We start from the raw sequence: 23,138 nt of genomic DNA, 5'->3' as shown, positions 1-23,138 counted from the left end.
TATGAAAATCTTAAATATTAAAAATAACTGGTTTTCTGAAAGTGATTTAAGACTTGATGCGTCGTATCATTTGTCCGAGGGCAGGGTTACTAAATTAATGATTAATAATTGTCCTTATGATATTGAACCGTTACAAAATGTGACAAATAAAATATTCAATGGAGCTCGTTTTAAGAGATATTATGTTGATAATCCAGAGAAAGGAATACCTTTCATGGGAAGCTCAGATATGCTTAAGACGGACCTTAATGGGCTAAAATTTATTTCGAAAAAACTTTCTAAAAATATTAACTCATTAAAGATTGAAAAAGATTGGATTTTAGTTTCTTGTTCAGGTACGATAGGTAAAACAGTTTTTTCAAATGTTGATTTTCACAATAAAACGGCCTCTCAACATATTATGAGGATTGTTGCTAATAAAAAAATACAATCAGGATACTTGTATGCTTTTCTGAGTTCAAAATACGGTTACTCATTATTAACACAAGGAACTTATGGAGCAGTTATTCAGCACATTGAGCCTAATCATATTGTAGATTTACCAATACCATTAATTCCTGATTCAAAACAAATAATAATACATAATTTAATTAAAGAAGCATCTAATTTGCAAAGTGAAGCAAATAATCTACTTAGTGAAGCTGAAAATGATTTTCATAGCAACAACAATATAAGTTATTTATTAAATCAAATTGCTCAAAGTGAAAATGCTATTCAAACAGGTTTCATAGTAAATAAATCTGAGCTATTTACAAAGACAATCAAAGCAAGAAATCATTCATTGAGAGCTAGACAAATTATTGATATTTGGAATAGTAAACCAGGTATTTTATTTAAAGATTTTGTATCAGAAGAAGGTCTAACAAGAGGTATGGGCGGTTTTTTTAAAAGAGTGTCAGGTTCTAATATTATTGGTTTAGATATAATTTCTCAAGGTGATATTCATGAGCGAAAACCAATTTATAAAAAAGTAATAAAAAAAAATATTAAGGATAGTGAAATTGCCAAGACAGGAATGGTAATAATTCCATCTGCGGGCACATTAGGTGAAAATGAAATATTTTTAAGACCCCAATTAATATACAAAAATTTTGAAGGAAAAATTCTATCCGAAGTCGTAGGCAAAATAAGGCCTAAAAATTTAATTTATGCAGCTTATTTATTTACTGCATTAAAAAGTATAGGAGGATTCAGAATATTGAGAACTTTAGTTTATGGTACAAATTTAATGTACCCAAATTGGGAATTAATGAAGAACATAAATATTCCCTGTAAGGATGAAAGCACAATGATAAAAATTGCTGAAAAAGTTATAGAGGGTTATGAAAAATTAGCTTTAGCTGCGGAAAAAGAAATTAATGCTATTAAATTGATAGAAACAGAAATAGAATCATGGCAAAAATCTTAAAACCACCTTATTTTGAGTCAGTCGTTAATAATGGTGAAAAGCGGTTATTGGATTTTCTTGAAGTAAATCTTCCAGAGAATTATTTCTTAATACCAAATGTAGAAATTGCTTCAACTAATCCGCGAAACAATAGAACTCAGTACTGGGAATATGACCTTATCGTTGTAGCTCCTCATGCTGTTTTTAATATTGAAAACAAGGATTGGAAAGGCCGTATTGAAGGAGATGATAATTATTGGTATTTGAATGATCGACAGATGCCGAATCCTTTGAAAACGGGGCGTCAAAAAACTGCTATTTTGGCTTCTAAGTTAAAAGAAGAAAACTCTAATTGGGGGCAAGCCTGGATCATGAATGTGGTTACACTTTCTTATCAGAATTCATATCAACCGATTATTTCTCAAGAGGCACAAAAGTTGACATTTGAGTTAAATACTCGATTGCTTGAATTTATTACTAACCCTTACAGTGTTGGAAAAGTAAAAGATGATATTGTTTCGATTCAAAAAAATATTGTTGATTTTTTGACTGGACAACAGAGCAAGAAATCACCTAATGAAAAACGTGAAGTTGAAGGTTATGAGATTGTTGAAGTTCTGGAACAGGAACCCAATTTTACAGAATATTTGGTAAAACCTAAAGGCATTAACTCTAACGTAAGAAGACGCATTAAAGAATATTCGCTTCAAGTTAGTGGTCTTTCTAAAGAAGAGCTACAAAATCGAGAAGAGCGTATTAAAAATCAGTATAATGCTTTGAGTAAAATTAAAGCAAAGCCTTTTATCCTTAATGTAGAATTTAGAATTGATGAAGAGAATCATTTGTTTTATGAAATTACCGATTTTCTTGAAGAAAATTCACTTCGTTCTGAAGAAAGACATAAAACGTTTACTTTTCCAGAAAAAATAAATATCATTCGAAACGTTATGGTTGCTTTGAAGGAAGCACATAAGGAAAATATCTTTCATAGAGATATTAATCCAGATAACATTTATTTGAGTAGTGGTTATGCTTATCTAGGAAATTTTGGTAAATCTTACTTTATAGATCATAGCGATGAAGGTTACACTGTGATGCCTACAATTAACGTTAATAATGCTACAGCTTATCATCCATTAGAATTAACTGTTGGTGATGCTAATCAAGCATCCGATATTTATTCTTTAGGGGTTTTGATATACTGGTTGTTTACTAATGTTGAACCGTTTAAAAGCCCTTATGAATTAGATAAGTTGGGTGGTAAATTACCAAATGAAAAATTACCTACGAAACTTAACTCGAATTTACCAAAATGGTTGGATGAGGTTTGTTATAAAACTATTCAAACAGACGACACTACCCGTATTGAAAGTGTAGATGCTTTAGAGGATTTTATCTTACATTCACTTGAGAGTTCTTCAACTGAACACCCTAAACCTATACCATCTATAACTGTACCTTCAACACATGATTATGCAGAGTTGAAGGAAGGTGATACTATTGGAACTTATACTATTTATGAAACATTGGGTAAAGGTGGCTATTCAAAAGTTTTTAAAGTAAAACATCGTATTCAGGATGAATATTACACTTTAAAACTATTTAATGAGAGTGTTACTTTTTCTTCTGTAAAGGATGAGTATGAAGCTTTAAAAGATTTGAATCATAACAACATAGTAAAATTTATATGGAATGATGAGTCTGCTAGCGGACAATTCTTTACTGTAATGGAGTACCTTGAAGGAGAAAACCTTAGTAATTACACACGCACCGATGCTCGTTTGCCTATCCATAACGTTTATCAAGTTGGTAAAGATATATTATCTGCTTTGATTGCTATGCAATCTAAAGAAAATCCTTTAATGCACCGTGACATTAAACCTCACAACATTATTTGGGATAATTCTAGCCGATTTGTCCTTATTGATTTTAATGTTGCTTCTTCAAGTGCTGAAAACAAAGATTTTGTAGGAACAAATCCTTATTTAGCTCCCGATTTAATTACAGATAATTACAAAGTAAATTGGGATTTGTCTGCTGATACTTTTGCACTTGGTGTAACACTATACGAATTGATTTGTAAACAATATCCTTGGCATCCAGGTAAAATGCCTCTAATTAGTAAAACCTCAAATAATCCAAAAGAAATAGAGCCAAGGATCTCTAATGAATTTGCTAACTTTCTACTTAAAGCAATTGGGACAAACCGAGAAGAGCGCTTTGTTTCTGCAAAAGAAATGTATGATGCGTTAGTTTTATTAGAAGACCGATTGCTTGATAGTACACCTACTGATGAAGATGGTGTTAGTGTTCGCAATAAATTATATCATACCCAATTGATTATCCATCAAGGAAGTTCATTCAATTTGAAGTTGTATGATAAAATGACAACCTATGTTGATTTACACGAAGCTGTTGAAAATGCACTTCTGCGTTTTAAAACAAAACTTGAAAATTACAAGACTACTATTGATTTATCAAATCCTATTAAAATATTATTAAAAGTTGATGATGAGACTATAATCAGTGATGTTTTTTGGAAGGGCGGCGCCAAGTCTTTTACTGCAGGTAATATTGACCGAGTTTATGATAGTATTAAACTCCTTTTCGATAACAATAAGGATAAAATTAAAGCCTTTAAAATAAGTGTAGAAGGTGCAAATATTGTTGATTATTTGAACTCGTTGTACAGTCAATCCCGTTATGGGAATTCTGGAACCAGAGTAAACTTTAATTCTAGTGAATTTGATGACCTTACCTATACACCTACAAAACTGGACAAAAGCTTAATTCCTGCTATTGTTGATGGTCAATACAAACTGTTAATCATAACTGGTAATGCCGGTGATGGAAAAACTGCTTTTATTAAAAAAATAGAGAATGACTCCAATGTAAAAGAAGTTGTTCAGTATTCTCATAGAAATGGCGCTAAATTTAAAATTAATGGTGTGGTCTTTGAAAGTAACTATGATGGTTCACAAGATGAAGAAAACAATATCAATAATGAAGTTTTAGATACTTTCTTCTCTCCTTTTGAAGGATTAACAAATTATAACCAGGCAAAGGAAGGAAGAATCATTGCTATTAATGAAGGAAGATTAGTTGAGTTCTTAACCACTTCAGCTAAACACTCCAAACTAGCTACTACAATTGAAAATTACTTTTACGAAGAAGGACATGCCAAATTGCCAGAAGGTGTAATGATAGTAAATTTGAATTTGCGCTCAGTAGTTGCCCAAAATGACGAAAGCGGCAGTTTGTTTCGTAATCAGTTTAAAGCACTCACTAAAAAGGATCTTTGGAAACAATGTGACGGCTGTTCTTTGGCAAAAGAATGTTTTATAAAATATAATGTAGATAGTTTTAATGATAGCGCTGCAGGTGATACCATTATTTCGAGAATGGAATGGTTGATTAAAACGGTTAGTTTAAAAAGAGAACTTCATGTTACTATGAGGGATATGAGGTCTTTAATAGCCTATACTTTAACACGTGATTATTCTTGTGAGGATTTAAAATCTTTAACCCAATTAACCGATAATGAACCGGAAAAATATTGGCAATATTATTATTTCAATATTACTAATCCTTCTGTGCAGGATAGTGCTAATCAAGACCGACTTATTAAATTATTAAGAGAAACCGATATTGGTGAAGTAGCAATACCGCATTTGGATAAGGATTTGTTTTTCGGCAAACATTTGTCGAAAAATTATCTTGAATTTGCAGAAAGAGAATTCTCTTTATTAGAGGTGTTTAATGCTAATAAACTCTATATCCCAGCTCATGAACAAACCTCGGAAGTTATTCATGAAATTAAGGATAAACATAAAAGTTTTGTTAGACATCAATACTTTGAAGGGAAAGCAGAATTGATAGAAACTAGTTTTATAGATGAGATAACATTTGAATTGCTTAAAATGCCCTCCTATCTTTTAAGATTGCCGTATCACTCAGTGTTTACTTTTGTTAATATACTTAAAAGCTCGAATAACGAAGAGTCAATTAAGCGAAGTATCTCGAGAGCTGTTTCATTAAATGAAGGTTGTAATAACGAAAATTTGGATAAAGATAGTTTGGTTTTATCTTCTTCGGATGTTAAAGACGCAATTGGACAGTCTTTTAAATTGTTCAAGTTGAATGATTTTGAATTGTTTGTTAATAAAACGGAACACTTGGTTAAGTACTTAGAGTATGAACCGGACAGTCTTATTTTCAGACATAAAGAAGAGAAACACATTCGATTAACTATTTCACTTGATTTATATGAGATGCTATATTTTATTGAACAAGGATTTAGTCCATCTCTAAATGATTTAAAAGGTAAATTCATTGAATTAATTGTCTTTAAAAATTTGCTTGAGAATTTAAGTTACAATGAAATAGTTGTAACACGAGACAATATTACTTTCTATACTATTAAAAAAGATAATACCAATCATATTCACATTGAACCCGTAACTTTTTAACTATGGCTATCAAATTAAATAAAGATGAAAGTGTTTTTAGAAATGAGCTGTTATTTACTGCTGATGCTAAAGCCATTAATATTGATTATACCATGGTTAATTTGTTTATGTTGTTACGGCATGACGGAATAAGACCTAAACAGAGAAACAGAGCCGGTGAAAATGCTTTTGTAGAAATTAACAAATTGAAAAAAGCCTTCAGTATTCTTGAAGAAGAAGGATCAATTTCGGGGTTTACAGAAAATTCTGATGCAGTTGAAATATGGATGCGTACCAATTTGGTTAATATGGTATTTAGGGGAAATTTGGACAAAGAAAAAATATCTTCTTTGAGACCGATTCACCTAGAAAGTTATCGTGTTAGAAATGCACAGAATACTCGTGATTATTTCTCTGCCGATCAGGTCTATTTGATGTTGGGTCAAAACCCACAAGTAAAGGAAGATTTGAAGCAATTTCTGATGGAAGGATGGGATAAAACTACTAATAGCATCAGTAATACCAGAACCCTAGATGTGGATAGTCTTGGTATTTTGCATTTGATAAAAAAGTTTAATCCAGGTTTTATTGAAAGTTCTTCTTCATTAAATCAGATAAAACCAATTCTGAAACAACAGGCTGAATTGTATTGTGATGATGTTAGACGAATTTTGGTTTATAAAAGAGAAATTCCAAGAAATGTATTGATTGATTATTTGAAAACTATTACTTCTTTTCATTTGTCCTTGTATATACAAAAGCTAATTTATTTATTACCTAAAATTGTTACTGAAGGTAGTTTCGACATAAAAGACGACTGGACTATTGTTTTGGATAGTACTGATGATTTTGAAAGTAAAATTTCTAAGGTTGCCATAGAAGATGCGGATAGAATGTATAATTCTATATATGACTATATCAAGGCTACTTTTCAAATAAATGCTGTATTGAAAAAAGAAAATTTAGAGAAAAATAATTCTAATCATTTGGATCGGGCTTTAGAAGTATTAAAAAATCCACCACATGATTTTGACGTGTATTTTAAAATGAGATGGGACTATATTTTAGGTTCATTAGATGATGAAGATAAAGAATTGTTGAATTCCATGGTAAAATATGAGACTTCATATTTTGACAAATACATTGAATTACTTGTGAAAACAAGAGGACCTTATCAATATAAATACCATGTTCAGTTTATTGATAATTTGTCTCAAAAAAATAATGAGAGAGGCTTTATTGCTCAAGGGAGAAGTAAAAAGCATCCGAGACGATTTGTATTAGGAACACGATTATTAGAAGCTTTAGTACAAATTCAAGTTTTACACAGAGAAGATGATGGTTTTATTACTAAGAGTTTGTCTATTGAAGAATTGACCAAAAAAATTAAAGAACGATATGGTTTGATTATAAATGGCTTGTCTGAATCAAGGTTTGAAGATGCTGATTTGAATACTCATTTGGCATTTAAAGAAAATGTTGATGCATTTAAACAAAAATTAAGACAAATAGGTTTCTATAACGATTTGAGTGATGCCTATATTTTACAAAAAATCAGACCTCGTTACGAACTAAAATAACATTTCTATGGAACTTACAACTATTAATTCCTATTACCAAAATATTATAGATCTTGTGATCTCCTTAAATCATATTGAGCTTGATACTGCCAAAGCTGGCCACTGTATGAAAATTACTGGTTTTGGAAATAATGAGCTTTTATATTTATTTAATGAACTCTCTGAGAAATATCCTAGTATCAATACTTTTATTGTTTCTGAAGAAGATAAAGGAGACTGTTTTATATCTGCCACGAAATTGGTTGAATTTAGGAACCAACAAGAAAAACCATTGCTTGTTCTTGTTCCCTCTAATAGCAGAACTGCTGCTGAAGATTCTTATGGTAATGCTACTTTTAAGGAAATATCGTTAGATGGTATTGAACTTAAACTAAAAGAAGATCTTTTAGCCAAAATTCCAGGTGATAAAAAACGTCTTATTCATTCTATCTTTTCTTATTTATATGTTAACGTATTAGAAACTTCAAAAGTTATTGATTATTTAATATCGATTGAAGAAAGTAATTATGATTCTCAAACTATAGGTAGAAATCTATTTCAATTGGATTTATTACCTGATGAAAAATTACTGGAACAGGAAGATTTGATTCGTTCTCGATTAAATTTCAATCAAACCAGCATAAAAATATTGAGTTCATTTAACAGGCCTTTATACGATAGAATAAATGAATTACCAATTGAAAAAGAAACTCTACAAAAAGATTTTATTGATTTTTTCAGAACAGAAAAAGAAGCCAAATCTCCAGAACGTATTTGTCAACTTATAGCTTCTTCATATACAAATTTATGTTTTGATAATTGGTCAATCCCAAGTTTGAATTTTAAAGAAATTAAACTTTTCATTGAAGAGATTCGATCTACTGATTTTGTTACTGAAGAAGGAAAAAAAGTTTTAATAGCTAATCCGAACCAAACTTCAAAAGTCACCATTCGTTATAGTACTAACCCACCGCCAAAAGACATTGAAGATTTAAAATTTTTTAGAGTTGTTTTAATGTCTGTAGATGGTCATTCGGGAGAAGAAATTTCAACTTTAAGAAAATTAAAAAACACCAATTCGAATAGACCTTATCAGGAAGCAAAGATTGAATTGAACCCGAATATGTTTGATGAAGGATCCTATTTTTTCAAGGTTTTAGCCGAAGATGAACATGGTAATATTTTAAATTCAAATGATGATTTTAAAGATGCTTCGATTCAGAAAGCATGGGAATTAGATAATAAAACTTCAGAAACAAAAAGCAACTATAGTTACAAGTTAACTTGTGATTCAGATGATTTTGATTATTTTTTTGATGAAAATCCGGAAAAAGAGGAAACACAACGTAAAGATAAATTAAATAATGTTTTACAAGCTTTTTTCAAATACAATGTTGAACGATTAAAGAATAGTGAATCTATAGAAATACCTGCTGTTAGTGATCTATCCAATGTTTGGGTAAATGATGATAAGCCTAAGCATATATCTACATTCCATATTAATTATTCTTCAAAACATAATTATCAAATCAATCTATCGTCTAAGTTACGTTTATTAGAAAATGAATTTTTAAAGCATAGTAATCAATTAGGTCATATTAATTGTTCTTTAAGTAATAATCTTGCTTTTGTAGGACTACAAGGTATTAGTTTTGAAAATAGCGCTTTAACGGATATTGCACCAAAAGAGCTTATTCACTTGAGATATCAGCTTTTCGAAGCTATTAAAAACTCTAATGAAAATACTAATGGTATTATTGAAACTTGTAATCTTTATCTTTTTAAGAATGAGATTACAAGTTATTTAAAGGCTTATGATGATTGGTTATCACAATTAAAAAGCAATCTTTTTAGTGAAGTTTTAAATGAGGACGAAAAGGAAACTATAAAGCATTTTTTAAGTGAAATTCAAATATTAGACTTAGTAAAAGTTAAAACGAAGCTTCCTGATGCAAACTCGGTTTCTTGTTTACTAATGTCACCTTTGCATCCATTGCGATTATCGTGGTTTTTACAATTAATTGAATTGTTTGATGACTGGTATCAAAAAACAATAGATTATCAAGTGCATTTGGAGGAATGGAGTAAACTTGAAGAGCTTTTCTTAGGAAGTTTATCTCCTGAAATTAATCCATTGGTTTATGTTGAACCAAGTACATTCAAAAATTATGATTACACTGGTGAACTGTCATTTGGATGGGCTATTTATTTAGATAATTCAAATGTTAGCACCAATGATTCTTTAGTTCCCGCAACACAACAACTCAAGCATTATTTTAGAACACTTTTTAATATTTCAACTGATAATTATGTTGAAACTGACATCAGTAAGAAATTAGTAGTAAGACATATTAAGAATTTCCTTGTCCAGCATCCATACACAGATAAGTTGGTTGTAAATTTATTCAATGTAGGAGATGCAAGTATATTTTCAGATTCTTTTGTAGAAATAGGTAAAAATCCAGATTATGTAGACATCAAATTTGAAGTTCGTATTTTTATCGGAGGTGATTCCATTATAGAACACGGTAAAGCATTAAAGAACTTATTAAATCCGGAAACTAATATTTCTGAAGAAGCTGAATTGTTTTCTCAACCTTCTAAAAATAGATTGTTTCCGAAATTAAGATTCTCAATTAATAATATTAATGAGTACCTGCAGACTCCTTCAAAATATGGAGCTCATTTAAGTTTTTTAGTTAATCCTTTTGCAGTTAATGTTACTCTTTTTAAACCTCATCGGGATATTAAGTCATTTTATTTGAATGGTTTACTATTGGAGCATTCAATAGAAGTTGAAGAGGTTGATGATAATATTAAATGGAACAGATATATTGATGTTGATACAGTTGAAGATTATAAACAAAATATTTTGTGCAGTTCTTTATTTTCATCTTTACAATTTTTTGTTGCCGGTTCACTAGCAATAAATTCGACTGAGGCCATACCATCTATAGAATTAAGACTTTCCAATAGAGACAAGGTATTACTTTCACAATTACATGAGTTTTCCGATTGGGTTATAACTTTTGATAAAAATTTAGGTCCACAAATTTTTGACCAACCTTCAATAGATGGAAACATACCATTCCTTTTAGATTATGTACCTGGAGAGGAAATTTCAGGCATATCTTCTTTCTTAACTACAAAACCATCATCAGAAGTTTTAGGTTTGTTGGGGCCCCATTTTGAAGAATTTAATTTGAATATTCACAATGCTGAAGATGAAAAGAAAATCAAAATAATTCTAGAAGATTTAAGAGCTGTAAGTAGTTCACTTGTATTGCAGCTTAATTCAACAAAGAATAAGGCCTTTGAGGTAATTGGTTCTGCTTTTACTAAGAGAGTTTTGGAGAAAAAAGGGTTTCTTGAAGAAGCAGTTTTAGTACCTATTGACTTACATCAAAATATTTTTGAAAATCTTTCTTCTAATTCAAAAAGTAGAGCTGATAATCTTTTGTTTTCAATTGATAACGACAAACGAGAAATTTCAATATCTATTATTGAAATAAAATGCAGAAAATCTATTGGAGCTGCTGAGAAGGAAGATTTGAAATTGAAAATGAGAGAGCAGATAGAGAATACTATTCTAGCTATAAAGCATCATTTTGATCCTAATGATTATACTTCAGTAGACAGACTTGATCGAGAAATTAAAAACAAGGAATTTAAAGCATTGTTGAGTTTTTATATAGAAAGAGCTTATCGTTATAATTATCTTTCGGAAAATGCTTATAGTACTTATTGTTCATTCCTTCAAACACTTGATGCGGGTTTTAATTTAAAGTTTAATCAATTAGGCTTTATTTTTGATTTTTCATTTGCAAAAAGGCATGAAAAAGAAGTTGTTGATGACAGCCTTACGTTCTTTACTTTTGGCGCAAAACTAATTGAAGATATTTTAGATCCGGATTCAGATTTAAATACTACTAGATTAGAAGAAAAAGAGTTTGACAAGGAACTTGGAGCTGCATTAGGAACAAATGAAGCTTTAAAACCCTTTTTACAAAGATTTAAATCAAAGATTAAGCAGCAACATGATGTAACGGCAATAGTAGAAACTAATGTTGAGAATAAAGATTCAATTATAAAAGATACTACTTCCAATGAAACTAATGGAAATGATAATAACGACGATTTAAATGATGATGATCATGATGATAATGAGACTCCTGTTGTTCCAACACCGGATAGTCCAAATGAAGTTATAAATGAATTAAAGGATGAGGTCATACACGATACTAGTACTCTCGTAAAACCTGATTATGATATTATTGTTGGGAAAAGTTCAGAAAGTCAGCAATTTGGTATTTTAGGAAAGAGTATTCAAAACAAAAAAATTGCTATCGACTTAAGTGAAACCAATACAATAAGTTTGTTTGGTGTACAAGGTGGAGGAAAAAGTTACACTATTGGTACTATAACCGAAATGGTTTTGAAGCAGTTTTCAAACATTAATACTTTGCCATCACCATTAGCCGGAGTTATTTTTCATTATAGTGAGAGTATGGATTATGAACCTGAATTTACTTCAATGATATATCCTAATGATAATAGAACAGAATTACAAAAGTTGAAAGATGAGTATGGTGCTGAACCTGATTCAATCAAAGATGTAATTTTGTTAACCCCTAGAGATAAAATAGAAGAAAGACGTCTTGAATATCCTTCCATTGATATTAAGCCTATCTCGTTTAATTCAATGGAGTTAAATGTTCAAGATTGGATGTTTTTACTTGGCGCTGTTGGTAATGATTCTGCTTATATCAAACAATTGAAGTCACTAATGAGAGAACAAAGAAGAAACATTACTATGGAAGGTTTGAGTGAAAGTGTTGAGTCTTCTGAATTACTTTCAAATGGTCAAAAAGCTTTGGCAAGACAAAAATTGAGTTTTGCAAGAGAATACATTGACGACAGTTTTTATATTCGAGAAATTTTGAAACCTGGAAGATTAATTATCGTTGATTTGAGAGATGAATTTATTGTTAAAGATGAAGCTCTTGGATTATTTGTTATTATGCTTAATATCTTCTCAGGTGTAAAGACCTATAACGATAAACATTTCAATAAATTTATTGTTTTTGATGAGGCTCATAAGTATATGGACAATAAAGATCTTACCGGAAATATTGTTACGGCCATTAGAGAAATGAGACATAAAGGTGTCAGTATTATGATTGCCAGTCAAGATCCACCGAGTTTACCAAATGAAATTATCGAATTGAGCAGTGTTGTTTTATTACACAAATTTAATAGTCCACAATGGCTTAAACACATACAAAAATCAATTACTCAATTGAGTAATTTAACGCCTGCTGATATGAGTATTTTGAAACCTGGAGAAGGATTTTTATGGTCAACAAAAGCTTCTGAACAAAGCATTACTTTGAAACCAATTAAGATTTCCACTCGACCTAGAGTTACAAAACATGGAGGCGCAACAAAACAAGCAACAGGAGATCATTAATGGTATATTCATTCTCACATAAAGGCAAAAGAAAAAGCAATCAGGATTATTTGTTTTCAAAAGCAATCAATTCTGATTGCAATTTACATTTGGTTGTAGATGGAATGGGAGGTTATGAATATGGTGATATTGCTTCCAAACTGGTAGCTGAGAACATTCACACTTATCTGTCAACTGTAAATGAAATTACTGAGAAAGAAATACAAAAAGCAGTTAATAAATCTAATCTAATAATTAAGCAGAAATCAGATGACTTAAAGACAAAAATTGGTGCTACTTTGGGCGGTGCTATTATTTTTAAAAATACAGCATTTTTATTTTGGGTAGGGGACGTTAAAATTATTCATGTGAGTAATAAGGAAGTACTTTTTGAAACACATTCTCACACTTTAATTAATCAAATGATTGATAACGGAAACGTAATTAATAATATTGAGCGATATAAACATGTTGTAACTCGTTCTGTGTATGGAAACATTAAAGATAGTATAATCGATTGTCATTCTATTTCTAATTTACTCCCAAATGATTTAATTATCATTTACTCTGACGGTGTTTCTGATATATTAAATTCTTATCAAGTCAACACTGTTTTTAATTCTTCAAATACAATTCAAGAGGGTATTAATCAGGTTGAAGCTTTGTGTGAAATTGAAGCTAAAGATAATTTCTCGATGATTGTGACTCAAGTTTAATAATTATGAAAACTATTCTTCAACATATTAAAGATTTACCTAGAAGTGAATGGGATTACTATTATGACTTAGGCCAATATAATGAGCTACAAAACCCGTTTTTAGATGAAGATTTTTCACATGAGGATTTTATTTTTCGTTATTTTAAGCGTGGTGGAAAAGTTGAAGTTTTTAATACCATTGGTAGTGATTTTTCAAATTTAAGATATCCAAATCATATTAATTCTGTTTTCTTTTTAGGTCTATTAGTTTATAATAATACTGGGTTAAAAGAAAAATTTAGATTAGGAAATAACGCTCCCGGATATCAAATTTTTCCTTTTATCTGGTTTTTAATTTCTTTATATCATGATAATGCGTATCATATCGAAAAAGATCAAGAATTGATTATAGATAATAATAATTTAACTCAATTACGCACAAATTTCAATATTGAACATTATTTATTCGAAAATAGACTTTGTGGAGTTTCAATAAGTTTAATGGATAGTTGCGAAAATTATTTTAAGTATAGAATTGAAGAAAGTAATGTGATTGATCATGGTATTTTTGGAGGTTTATTACTATACGATAGACTATTAAAAATTAGAAGAAGAAAAGCTAATGCTCATGAAGAGACTCTGTTTTGGGGCGAAGCCTTAGAGGATCAATATAAATTAGCAGCAAGTGCAATTGCTACCCATAATATTTGGATGCCAAAGAAAAACCAACATGAATTGTACTCACATTATGGTTTAAATGACTTGATAAATTTTACTCCACTCAAATTTAATGATTTCAACTTTTTATACCTTCTTGGGATTATTGACACCATTGATCCAATTAAAACTTTTATTGATGATGATGTGAATGAAAAATATATTTTTGAAAACCTAAAAATGGAGTTTAAAAAATCATCTATAGTTTTTTCAGTAGTCGATAATTCAAAATTAGATTTTCAGAAATTGATTAATAAATGTAATTCTTATGTTGGGTGGTTAGATGTAAAAGTAAATTTTGACCATATGAATTTAGAAATTATATTCAGATAACCAGCCTAAAATTTACTAGTATTTTAGACTGGATTTTTTAAATTTTAAGTTCATATTATTTACAACCTAGATAAAATAATTTCAATATTCATATTAGATATTTATCATTTAGTTATCTTTTATCAATTGAATTTGAATCGAAAGCAATAACATTGAACATTTGCCTCATTCTGGACCTCACGCGATTGCCGTATAGTTTTTCGATTTCTGAAGCTGACAAGTTTGTGGTTAAATGTGTAACCGTTTTGTTTTCAATAAATTGTTCGTAACGGCTGATTATGATTTCTGCCATTACATTGCAATCGTTACCAAAATGTTTGATTTGTTGTTCGGCACCAAAGTCGTCAAAACAATAACCGGGTAAACGGATTTGTTTGTAGGTTTTTTGTGTGTAAGGCTGAAGAGCTTCGAAACCGTTTTTAGCGAATTCAAATGAAACTTCTCTGCAGGTTTTTATTTTGTAATCGAATTTTGGATGTATGAATGGTTTTAATAAATGCATTATGGATGTTTTCCCGCAACCAATTTTTCCAGACAATAAGATACCTTTTGAGAGGTCAATATTTAATTTGGCGGCTGTGGTTTCATCCTTAATCGCGTGAATGAGTAGTTTGTGAATTACTGTTAAATCAGATTGATAAATTTTAAATGCTTGTCCGAATTTAATTTTACCTTGGTATTCAAGAAATTCAACACATTTGTTGAAATTGTAATTTCGAATATTGTCAATTACTTCGAAAGTTTCAGCGAAATTTTTACAGCGGTTCGTCATAGTTTTTTTCGTTTTGAGTGTGCAAATGATTTGGTTGAGGTGCGTTAGTAGGTTTAGAATATTTATTACTGTTGAGCATCCAGTTTTTGGCTGCTGCTTTCCAGTTTTTCATTTTGGTTTTTCCGCCAACTAACCAACCGTTACTTTCGAAATAATTGAAAAACTTTTCAGCTTCGATTCGTGTGTGATTATTTTCATGAAAAAACGAGATCACATTTTCTAAAATTGGAATTGTAGAATCAGCTTCATTTTTCTTTTTTTCGCGCAACTTTTTTTCTTCATTTTCTGAATTATTTAATAAATTATTTTCGTTTTTATTTTTTGTGGGTTCTATATCATGTTTATAATGTTTAATATGTTTATTAATGTTTATAGAAGATACTAGCGCTTGTTCAGTACTTGTTTGATGCTTGTTTAGTTCTTGTTCATTAGGTTGTTCAATAACTTGTTCGTTAACTTGTTCATTTTTTACTTTGGTTTTACTACTATTTTTTTTGACTTTTAATTCTTCAGTTAAGTCAATTATGTGGACTAAACTTCCCTTAAATGGATTATAAGATGGTTCGTATTTTATGTAGCCTTTTGCGTCTAAATCCTTAATACATTTATGATATGTTGCGAATGATGCAATTTTGCTTATTCGCATAATTTCTCCTCTACAAATTGAAACAGGATTTTGAAAGCGGTTGTAATTCCAAGATTGAAACAATGCTACATAAAGACTGATGTGAGTAGGGTTGAGGTCGTAATCCTGAGAGACTCTTTCAAAAAATGCTGTAAGGTGTTTTATGTAATTCATGTTTTTAGAATTAAGATATTTTCGCAGTCACATGCTTCGCAAGTTCCATTGCAATTGGTTATATTATTTTCCATATTTATTCATTCAACATTTTTAAAATATCGTCATGTTTGTAATAGAGAATACCGCCAATTTTGCTAGGGGTAAGGGTTCCATTAATACGCAAGTTTTGTAAAGTACCTGGAGAGATTTTTAAGAGTTTGCGAACTTCAGAAGATTTTAGCCATTGGGCTGGTTGTTCTTCTATACCTTGTGTGTTTTTTAATTCTTCTAAAAGTAGATTACCGAAGTTTAGTAAGTCTTTTTTAGTTACCATTTGATGGTTAAGAAGTTCGATGTTTTCCAGTTCTGGAAAGAGTTTTTTTGGATGTAAGTTCATTTTGAAATTGTTTGAATTATTATGGTTCAAAACAACTTCATTTGTGTGAGTTTAATTCACAAGTTGTGATTCAACTTGTGAACGATTTATAAAAAAAGCCAAGTCTGTGACTTGGCTTTTACTTAATATTCTTCTTGTAAGATTTTGTTATTTAAGCTATTAGATAGTGATTGTATGAATTTAGCTTTTGTTTCAGTTTTTCTTCTTTTAATATCAGTATAATGCCTGTAAATACTGTCATCATACTTAATATTGAACGTTTTACATAACTGCATAGCCACTTCTTTTAATTCAACTTCACCATTATTGATTGCTTTTTGTAGATGTAGTGCATAAATAAGTTCTGTAAAATCTACTTTTGTGGCTGTCCAATTAAGATTAGAAATTTCTTCTTTATTTTTTGAATTGCTATTGTTTAGTTCCTCCAGTTTGTTTTCCAGATAAACAATTATTTGCTTCTTTGCGATAATTTCCGATAATGGATATTCCATTTTAGTTGTTATTCTTTCATCAAAAAATAAAAATTGATATTGATCATTATCTTGGGTGTCATTATTTATTCTCAAAAAATATTCTTTGTCGTGATAGGTTGATTCGTTCCTGTAGTATTTGTAGAAATAATATTGTTTTTTGGGAATTTGCGAATGCTTGTCAATTAATTTATTGTAGTAGTCCGGAATTGCTTTTTTAGAATTTGGAAGGTTCAGAAGAATATCAATTTTAAACTTAGTAACTATAATTTTAGCTAAAAGTTCAGCTTTAATATTTTTGAAGAAGTAAATTTCTTCGGATTCGGATTCGAATTCATAATTTCTTAGCCATGAATTGATTTCAGAAGCTTTTTGTTCCAAGCATTTTTTAATTGATTTGAATGTTTTAATTGAGTCTGGAGCTTGTTTGCATATTTGTTTTAATTCTTTTTCGACTTCAATTAATGTAGTAGAATAGTTAAGGCGCATAAAATGTTAATTGGTTTATAATGATACCAAAATAAACCAATTAACATCAAATTTATTGTATTAAAATTCTTAAATATTTACTAAATGTTTTAATTTATTGATTTTGAACCTTTTGTAAAACTACTGGAATATTGTTGAATTTCTGCTTTAAAATCTGCATATCGTCGCTTACTTTTCTATCTAATACCTTAGCATAATGTTGAGTGGTTCTTAAGTTTTTGTGACCGAGCATTTTACTGACTGATTCAATTGGAACACCATTTGTGAGTGTAACAGTTGTAGCAAAAGTATGGCGAGCAATGTGATAAGTTAGTTCTTTATCAATTTTGCATATATCGGCTAATTCTTTTAAATAAGCATTCATCTTTTGATTTGATAAAATAGGTAGCAGCTTATTTTGATTTATGCTTTGTGGATGATTTTCGTATTTTTCAATTATCATTTGAGTTAATGGAAGAATTGGAATCTTTGAAGCTCCATCAGTTTTTTGTCTATGGGTTGAAATCCATTTATCACCATCTATACCTATTATTATATTAGATTTTTTTAGATTGAATACATCGATATAAGCAAGCCCAGAAAAACAACTAAATAAAAACATATCTCTAACTAAATCCAATCTTTGAATGTTTATGTCTTTATTTATTAAAGTTTCAATATCCTCCTGGCTTAAGAATACTCTTTCAACTTCTTTAACTTTACCTTTATAATTAAGGTAAGGATCTTTTTCAATCCATCCATTTACATAACACTGTTTTACTATTTTTCCAAAATTTCTCATATACTTTACTGTAGAGTTGTTATTACAGTTTTTAATTGTTCTCAAGTAGAAATCAAAATCATTTAAAAATGCAATATTTATTTGAGTAATGGATATGTCATTAAGCGAATATTGATGTTTTAAAAATTCCTTGGTATGGCTTAAAGTTGTTTCGTATTTCTTAAAAGTATTAATTGAAAATTCTTTTCCTATTAATTCTTCCATCCTTTTATTATGTTGTTCGAATATTGAAATTAATTTTCTTTGTTTTTCTTCAATACCTAAAAGTTTGTTCTTAAAGGATTGTGCATTAATTTCTACATTATTATTTATTAAGTATTTCTCGGTTTCATAAATTTTATATTTCAGTAAATCAAGATGACCATTTATTAATCTAGCTTCTTCCGAATTACCTTTCATTTTACCAGCTGAAATATTCCATTTTGATTTTTCTACAAAGCGAGAAGTAGATAATTCTATTCTTTCACTATTAATAGTTATTCTTTGGTAAATAGGTAATAAACCATTTTTTGCTGCTTTAGAACTTCTCACATAGAAAAGTAATGATAATTTGTGTTTCATTTTGTGGTGACTTTAATTTATTATTAAATTACTTAATGTTTCAATTTGTGTCAAGATGTTCATTTGTTGTACACCTTGATATGATTGAGCTGAGAGGAAATTCGGGTACCCAAGAAATAAGGATTTTAGGGTACCCGATTTTACCACCTTTTGTTTAAGATTTAATGAATAAATTGAATAGTAGTAAAAACAAAAAAGCCTGTAAATCATAAGATTTACAGGCTTTTAATTTGATTTGATTTGTTTTTAGTGGAGTCGGAGAGAATTGAACAACTTATATTTTGATGTTTTGTTAATAACTTAAATACTATATAATTCAACACTTTAGACAATTTTTTATATTTGCTTATATCAAATTTTTATATCTAAATATATAAAAAACGGCAACTAAAACGGCAACTCTTACCGTGACCCTAAAAGCAAATATATGAAATATACTTTTAAGTTAAAAGCTCCAAACTCAGATAAAGAAACGCTAATTTTATTTACGTGTTCTTTCAAAGAGGAAAATAAGAAGTTTGTCTATTCAACAGGAGAGAAAATAAATCCTAATAATTTCGATTTTAGTAATAAATTTCCATTTGCTTCAGGAAAAAATAGAGCTAAAAATTTTGAATCAATTAAGACACAATTAAATCGATATTCAGATTTATTTTTAGAAACGGTTAGTCTTTATAAAAGAATTAATGAGTCATTTACTTCTCAGATTTTAAAGAAAGCCTTTGACGAAAAATTTAAGAAGACTATTTCAGGTAAGAATGTATTTTTTGATGCTTATGATGTTTTTACTGCTGAAAAAACAAAAGGAAAAGAATGGTCAGCTTCAACAATCAAAAGGTATAAAAATATTAAAAACATATTAGAGAATTTTGAAGAAACAAAAAAGTTTAAATTAACTTTTAGTAAAATTGACCATGCTTTTCACAGAGAGTTTACAACTTATTGTATGGATGATTTAGGACATATTAATAACACTTACGCCCGAAATCTTGGTTTATTCAAAACATTTATGTTTTGGGCGAAGAAAAACAAATATACTTTTAATGACACCTTTACCGAATTTAAAAAAGTGGAGCGTGTAATTACAAATCAAATAGCATTATCTAAAGATGATTTGCAGAGAATTTTTGAGTTTGAATTTGAAAGCAAAAAATTGGAAAGAGTTAGGGATGTTTTTTTGTTTTCGTGTGTTACTGGTATGCGTTATGGTGAACTTTTTTTAGTTTCAAAAAGTAATGTAACTGAAAATGAAATTCTTTTGAAAGAGGATAAAGATAAAAATAAGCCTGGGCGAAATATCCCTTTGTCATATATCTCAAAATTTATGTTAGAAAAGTACGATTATAAACTACCTCTAATTGCTAATCAAAAGCAAAATGAATATGTAAAAGAGATGTTTAAAGTAATGGAATACAATCAAATTGTTCAAAAAATTACTACTAAGGGAAAGGAAAATATAATTGAGGAACTTATGTTTTACAATAGAGTAAGTACTCATACAGGACGTCGTACATTTATTACTATGATGAAGCGAGATGGGAAAAGCGATAAATTAACTGCTTCTATTACAGGGCATACTGATATTAAAACTTTAAATCAATATTATCAAACTGATGATATCCAAGCAAGAGAAGCAGTTGAAGATGTATTTGATATTAAACCAAAATTAAAAGTAGTATAATGGAAATGTCTTTAAATTTTATTAGAACCAGGTTTGATAAACAGCTTGATTCTTTAGGGAAAGAAAATTGTATAGCTTTTTTAGGATTTTTTCTTCTTTTTATAGCTGTTTCATTTAAAGTGAATGTAAATAAAAATGAATATTACTGGTTTTTTATAATAGCATATGGTTATTTCGCTATTTATTTATTAAGATTTTCATTTGAAAGTCTTAAAAAACCTCACAAGAATATTGAAGAAAATTTCATTGAAAACAATTATACTCAAAAGGTTGATGTAGTTACAAATGTTTTAATTAATGATATTTCGCAAAATAACTTTACTGAAAATAATTATATCAATAATTTAGAGTTTGTAACAAATGATTTTAGTGATAAAATAAAAGATAATAATCAAAGTTTAGAAAAAGAAAAGTGTGAAATTAAAAAATTAGACAAGGAATATAAATTTAATATTAGATTAATAAAAAAGATAAATAAGGTTAAATCAAATTTAAAATTAAGTAGTAAAACCGATTTTGCAATTTTGTTTTTATATGTTCAACACTATGTTTTAATATCTAAGATTAGTAATTCCGAAATGATTAGGCAAATTAATAATTTATTTGAATTTGAACAATTCTCTGATGCTTATTACAGTCAAATTTCAAATGATTTGTTTGAATGGAAGGATGATAATTCAATGATAAAGAGTGTGGAAAATGTTTTAAAAGGTTCAAAATATTATGAGAAATTTAATGAGATTATGTTAAGTTTCAAGAATCTTAAGTAATATAACCTTCATTTTATATGAAATTTACTTTACATATACTTATATAAAGCTTTGTAAAGTATAATCAGTCATATCATTGCAATGAATTTCAAAACAATGTTATTATGACTTACGCAAATCCATTTGAAGCAATTCATTCAGAGTTAAATGAATTGAAAGGTTTAGTAAAACAAATTCTTACTGCACCTAAAGAAGATTTATCTTCAAAAATGTACACCGTTAAAGAAGCTGCTGATATTTTAAAAGTAGACAAGCAAACGATTAATAACCACATTCTTCGTGGGAATATTAAAGCGACTACTATTGGTCGTAGAATACTTATTAATCATAATGAATTATACAATTCGTTAAACGAAGTAAAATCCGTAAAATATAAAAGACAAGTATAGAACTGCAATTCTGTACTTGTCTTTTTACGTTTAATCCTTTTGTATACTGCAAATATACAAAATAATCCATAATTGTATATGAGTAAAACTGCTATGTATCTACGTATTGGTACAACTTACTTTAAAAAATCAAATTTTCCCACGCTTACAGGCGATAAAATAGAAACATTAATTCCTTGGAGTCCTGAACTAATTAGGCAAGACCATGGAAAAGATGCGTTATCAAAAATTGAAAAATTTGATGGCTTTATTTGTTATCCAGAAAACCGACCTGAACATTATCTAAAAATGGTTGAAGGCTATTACAATACTTATCATCAAATGAGTAAAAAGCCTGTTCCAGGAGAAATTAAAAACACGATGGTTTTTCTTAAACATATTTTTGGGGAACAATTGGAATTAGGTATTGATTATCTTCAGATTTTATACTTAAAACCTTTACAGATATTACCAATTCTGTGTTTAGTTTCTAAAGAAAGAGCTACTGGTAAATCAACATTTTTAAAATGGATGAAGGAAATTTTTGAATTGAATCTAACTTACATCACTAACGATTCGTTTTCAAGCAATTTTAACGCTGATTGGGCATCAAAATTACTTATTTGTGTAGACGAAGTCCTTTTTCAAACCGAACAGCTTACAGAACGTATTAAATACCTTTCTACAACGAATGTAAATAAAATTGAAGCTAAAGGAAAGGATAGGAGAGAAATTGAGTTTTTCGGTAAGTTTATTTTATGTTCAAATAACGAAACTTCATTTATTAAAATTGATCCTGATGAAATCAGGTTTTGGGTTCGTAAAATAAACCCTTACGAAAAAGAAGATGTTTACTTTTTGAGTAAGCTACTTTCAGAAATTCCACATTTTCTAAATTTTCTTGCAAATAGAAAACTCTCAACTGAAAACAGTTCAAGAATGTGGTTTACACGAGAACAAATAAAAACCGATGCTTTGACTAATTTAATCAGGCATAATTGCAATAAACTGGAAACGGAATTGTGCAATATGTTGATAAATATTATTGAGGTTTTAAATGTTGAAGTACTGGATTTTACTTTAAGTGATTTACAAAACGCTCTAAATAAATTCAGAATAAAATATGATGCTACTGAAATAAGAAGAATAATTCGAAAGAAATGGTGTCTGCAACAACAAGAGAATCCAAACAAGTACGAAAAGGTATTTGTAACCCAAGATTTAGACATTGGATTTAACCCATCAAAAGGAAGGTTTTATTCAATTTCAAGACAATTTTTACTTGAAAAAGTGTAGAAGTGTAGACAAACTTCATTAAGCCCAGTAATAGTAAGGGCTAACGTGTCTACACTTTTGTCTACACTTTTTCAATTAAATAAAAAGTGTAGACAAAAAGTGTAGAATATCATTGTTTTTGTCAAAAGTGTAGACAAAGTGTAGACGCCGAACCATTAATGTTTTCAATAGTTAACAAGGTT

15 protein-coding genes are annotated in these 23,138 nt (G+C 29.3%); 10 read left to right on the top strand and 5 right to left on the bottom strand.

Annotated elements, in window-relative coordinates; genetic code table 11:
• The first annotated feature begins 1 nt into the window (after nucleotide 1).
• From mads5 to UEQ13_RS11110, 6 genes are read left to right on the top strand one after another with little or no spacing between them, the layout of a single operon-like run.
• Nucleotides 2–1,408, top strand: a complete 1,407-nt coding sequence (gene mads5, locus UEQ13_RS11135) for a methylation-associated defense system restriction endonuclease subunit S MAD5 (RefSeq protein WP_329806420.1) — start codon at nucleotides 2–4, stop codon at nucleotides 1,406–1,408.
• Nucleotides 1,393–5,856 carry a methylation-associated defense system protein kinase MAD6 gene (gene mads6, locus UEQ13_RS11130; RefSeq protein WP_329806419.1) on the top strand — a complete coding sequence of 1,488 codons (4,464 nt, stop codon included), beginning with the start codon at nucleotides 1,393–1,395 and terminating at the stop codon, nucleotides 5,854–5,856. Before mads5 ends, mads6 begins: the two co-directional genes overlap by 16 nt.
• A 2-nt stretch (nucleotides 5,857–5,858) precedes the next feature.
• Complete coding sequence (gene mads7, locus UEQ13_RS11125; RefSeq protein ID WP_329806418.1) at nucleotides 5,859–7,415, top strand: methylation-associated defense system protein MAD7; 1,557 nt, start codon at nucleotides 5,859–5,861, stop codon at nucleotides 7,413–7,415.
• Nucleotides 7,416–7,422: 7 nt separating this feature from the next.
• Entirely contained in the window at nucleotides 7,423–12,864 is a 5,442-nt protein-coding gene (gene mads8 / locus UEQ13_RS11120) for a methylation-associated defense system ATP-binding protein MAD8 (RefSeq protein WP_329806417.1), read from the top strand.
• Entirely contained in the window at nucleotides 12,864–13,559 is a 696-nt protein-coding gene (locus UEQ13_RS11115; RefSeq protein WP_329806416.1) for a PP2C family protein-serine/threonine phosphatase, read from the top strand. The genes mads8 and UEQ13_RS11115 overlap by 1 nt, the downstream gene beginning before the upstream one ends.
• Nucleotides 13,560–13,564: 5 nt before the next feature.
• Nucleotides 13,565–14,590 carry a hypothetical protein gene (locus UEQ13_RS11110; RefSeq protein ID WP_329806415.1) on the top strand — a complete coding sequence of 342 codons (1,026 nt, stop codon included), beginning with the start codon at nucleotides 13,565–13,567 and terminating at the stop codon, nucleotides 14,588–14,590.
• Between the two features lie 112 nt (nucleotides 14,591–14,702).
• Here UEQ13_RS11110 and UEQ13_RS11105 read toward each other — a convergent pair whose 3' ends face one another.
• From UEQ13_RS11105 to UEQ13_RS11085, 5 genes are all read right to left on the bottom strand, one after another.
• Nucleotides 14,703–15,362: a P-loop NTPase family protein gene (locus UEQ13_RS11105; RefSeq protein ID WP_329806414.1), complete on the bottom strand. Its 660-nt coding sequence runs from the start codon at nucleotides 15,360–15,362 to the stop codon at nucleotides 14,703–14,705.
• Nucleotides 15,346–16,161, bottom strand: coding sequence for a transcriptional regulator (locus UEQ13_RS11100; protein WP_329806413.1), 816 nt, complete (start codon nucleotides 16,159–16,161; stop codon nucleotides 15,346–15,348). Before UEQ13_RS11100 ends, UEQ13_RS11105 begins: the two co-directional genes overlap by 17 nt.
• 76 nt (nucleotides 16,162–16,237) lie before the next feature.
• Nucleotides 16,238–16,540: a helix-turn-helix domain-containing protein gene (locus UEQ13_RS11095; RefSeq protein WP_329806412.1), complete on the bottom strand. Its 303-nt coding sequence runs from the start codon at nucleotides 16,538–16,540 to the stop codon at nucleotides 16,238–16,240.
• Between the two features lie 122 nt (nucleotides 16,541–16,662).
• Nucleotides 16,663–17,499, bottom strand: a complete 837-nt coding sequence (locus UEQ13_RS11090) for an RteC domain-containing protein (protein ID WP_329806411.1) — start codon at nucleotides 17,497–17,499, stop codon at nucleotides 16,663–16,665.
• A 94-nt stretch (nucleotides 17,500–17,593) separates the two neighbouring features.
• Entirely contained in the window at nucleotides 17,594–18,841 is a 1,248-nt protein-coding gene (locus UEQ13_RS11085) for a site-specific integrase (protein ID WP_329806410.1), read from the bottom strand.
• A 427-nt stretch (nucleotides 18,842–19,268) separates the two neighbouring features.
• On the opposite strand from UEQ13_RS11085, the gene UEQ13_RS11080 reads away from it, so the two are divergent.
• The 4 genes from UEQ13_RS11080 to UEQ13_RS11065 all read left to right on the top strand — a co-directional run bounded on the left by UEQ13_RS11080 (nucleotide 19,269) and on the right by UEQ13_RS11065 (nucleotide 22,956).
• Nucleotides 19,269–20,522: a tyrosine-type recombinase/integrase gene (locus UEQ13_RS11080; protein ID WP_329806409.1), complete on the top strand. Its 1,254-nt coding sequence runs from the start codon at nucleotides 19,269–19,271 to the stop codon at nucleotides 20,520–20,522.
• Nucleotides 20,522–21,292 carry a hypothetical protein gene (locus UEQ13_RS11075; RefSeq protein WP_329806408.1) on the top strand — a complete coding sequence of 257 codons (771 nt, stop codon included), beginning with the start codon at nucleotides 20,522–20,524 and terminating at the stop codon, nucleotides 21,290–21,292. Before UEQ13_RS11080 ends, UEQ13_RS11075 begins: the two co-directional genes overlap by 1 nt.
• A 104-nt stretch (nucleotides 21,293–21,396) precedes the next feature.
• Nucleotides 21,397–21,681, top strand: coding sequence for a helix-turn-helix domain-containing protein (locus UEQ13_RS11070; RefSeq protein WP_329806407.1), 285 nt, complete (start codon nucleotides 21,397–21,399; stop codon nucleotides 21,679–21,681).
• 78 nt (nucleotides 21,682–21,759) lie between these two features.
• On the top strand, nucleotides 21,760–22,956 hold the full coding sequence (locus UEQ13_RS11065) for a primase-helicase family protein (RefSeq protein ID WP_329806406.1): 1,197 nt from the start codon (nucleotides 21,760–21,762) through the stop codon (nucleotides 22,954–22,956).
• The last annotated feature ends 182 nt before the right edge of the window (nucleotides 22,957–23,138 follow it).

Origin of the sequence: Flavobacterium facile (genome assembly GCF_036321945.1) — a bacterium.
GTDB lineage: Bacteria > Bacteroidota > Bacteroidia > Flavobacteriales > Flavobacteriaceae > Flavobacterium > Flavobacterium facile.
This window is presented reverse-complemented; position numbering and strand designations above follow the sequence as displayed.

Coding starts and splice junctions, on each gene's coding strand:
- mads7 (WP_329806418.1), top strand. CDS start 5,859: ATGGCTATCAAATTAAATAAAGATGAAAGTGTTTTTAGAAATGAGCTG.
- UEQ13_RS11095 (WP_329806412.1), bottom strand. CDS start 16,540: ATGAACTTACATCCAAAAAAACTCTTTCCAGAACTGGAAAACATCGAA.
- mads6 (WP_329806419.1), top strand. CDS start 1,393: ATGGCAAAAATCTTAAAACCACCTTATTTTGAGTCAGTCGTTAATAAT.
- UEQ13_RS11065 (WP_329806406.1), top strand. CDS start 21,760: ATGAGTAAAACTGCTATGTATCTACGTATTGGTACAACTTACTTTAAA.
- UEQ13_RS11100 (WP_329806413.1), bottom strand. CDS start 16,161: ATGAATTACATAAAACACCTTACAGCATTTTTTGAAAGAGTCTCTCAG.
- UEQ13_RS11115 (WP_329806416.1), top strand. CDS start 12,864: ATGGTATATTCATTCTCACATAAAGGCAAAAGAAAAAGCAATCAGGAT.
- UEQ13_RS11105 (WP_329806414.1), bottom strand. CDS start 15,362: ATGACGAACCGCTGTAAAAATTTCGCTGAAACTTTCGAAGTAATTGAC.
- UEQ13_RS11110 (WP_329806415.1), top strand. CDS start 13,565: ATGAAAACTATTCTTCAACATATTAAAGATTTACCTAGAAGTGAATGG.
- mads8 (WP_329806417.1), top strand. CDS start 7,423: ATGGAACTTACAACTATTAATTCCTATTACCAAAATATTATAGATCTT.
- UEQ13_RS11070 (WP_329806407.1), top strand. CDS start 21,397: ATGACTTACGCAAATCCATTTGAAGCAATTCATTCAGAGTTAAATGAA.
- UEQ13_RS11085 (WP_329806410.1), bottom strand. CDS start 18,841: ATGAAACACAAATTATCATTACTTTTCTATGTGAGAAGTTCTAAAGCA.
- UEQ13_RS11075 (WP_329806408.1), top strand. CDS start 20,522: ATGGAAATGTCTTTAAATTTTATTAGAACCAGGTTTGATAAACAGCTT.
- UEQ13_RS11090 (WP_329806411.1), bottom strand. CDS start 17,499: ATGCGCCTTAACTATTCTACTACATTAATTGAAGTCGAAAAAGAATTA.
- UEQ13_RS11080 (WP_329806409.1), top strand. CDS start 19,269: ATGAAATATACTTTTAAGTTAAAAGCTCCAAACTCAGATAAAGAAACG.
- mads5 (WP_329806420.1), top strand. CDS start 2: ATGAAAATCTTAAATATTAAAAATAACTGGTTTTCTGAAAGTGATTTA.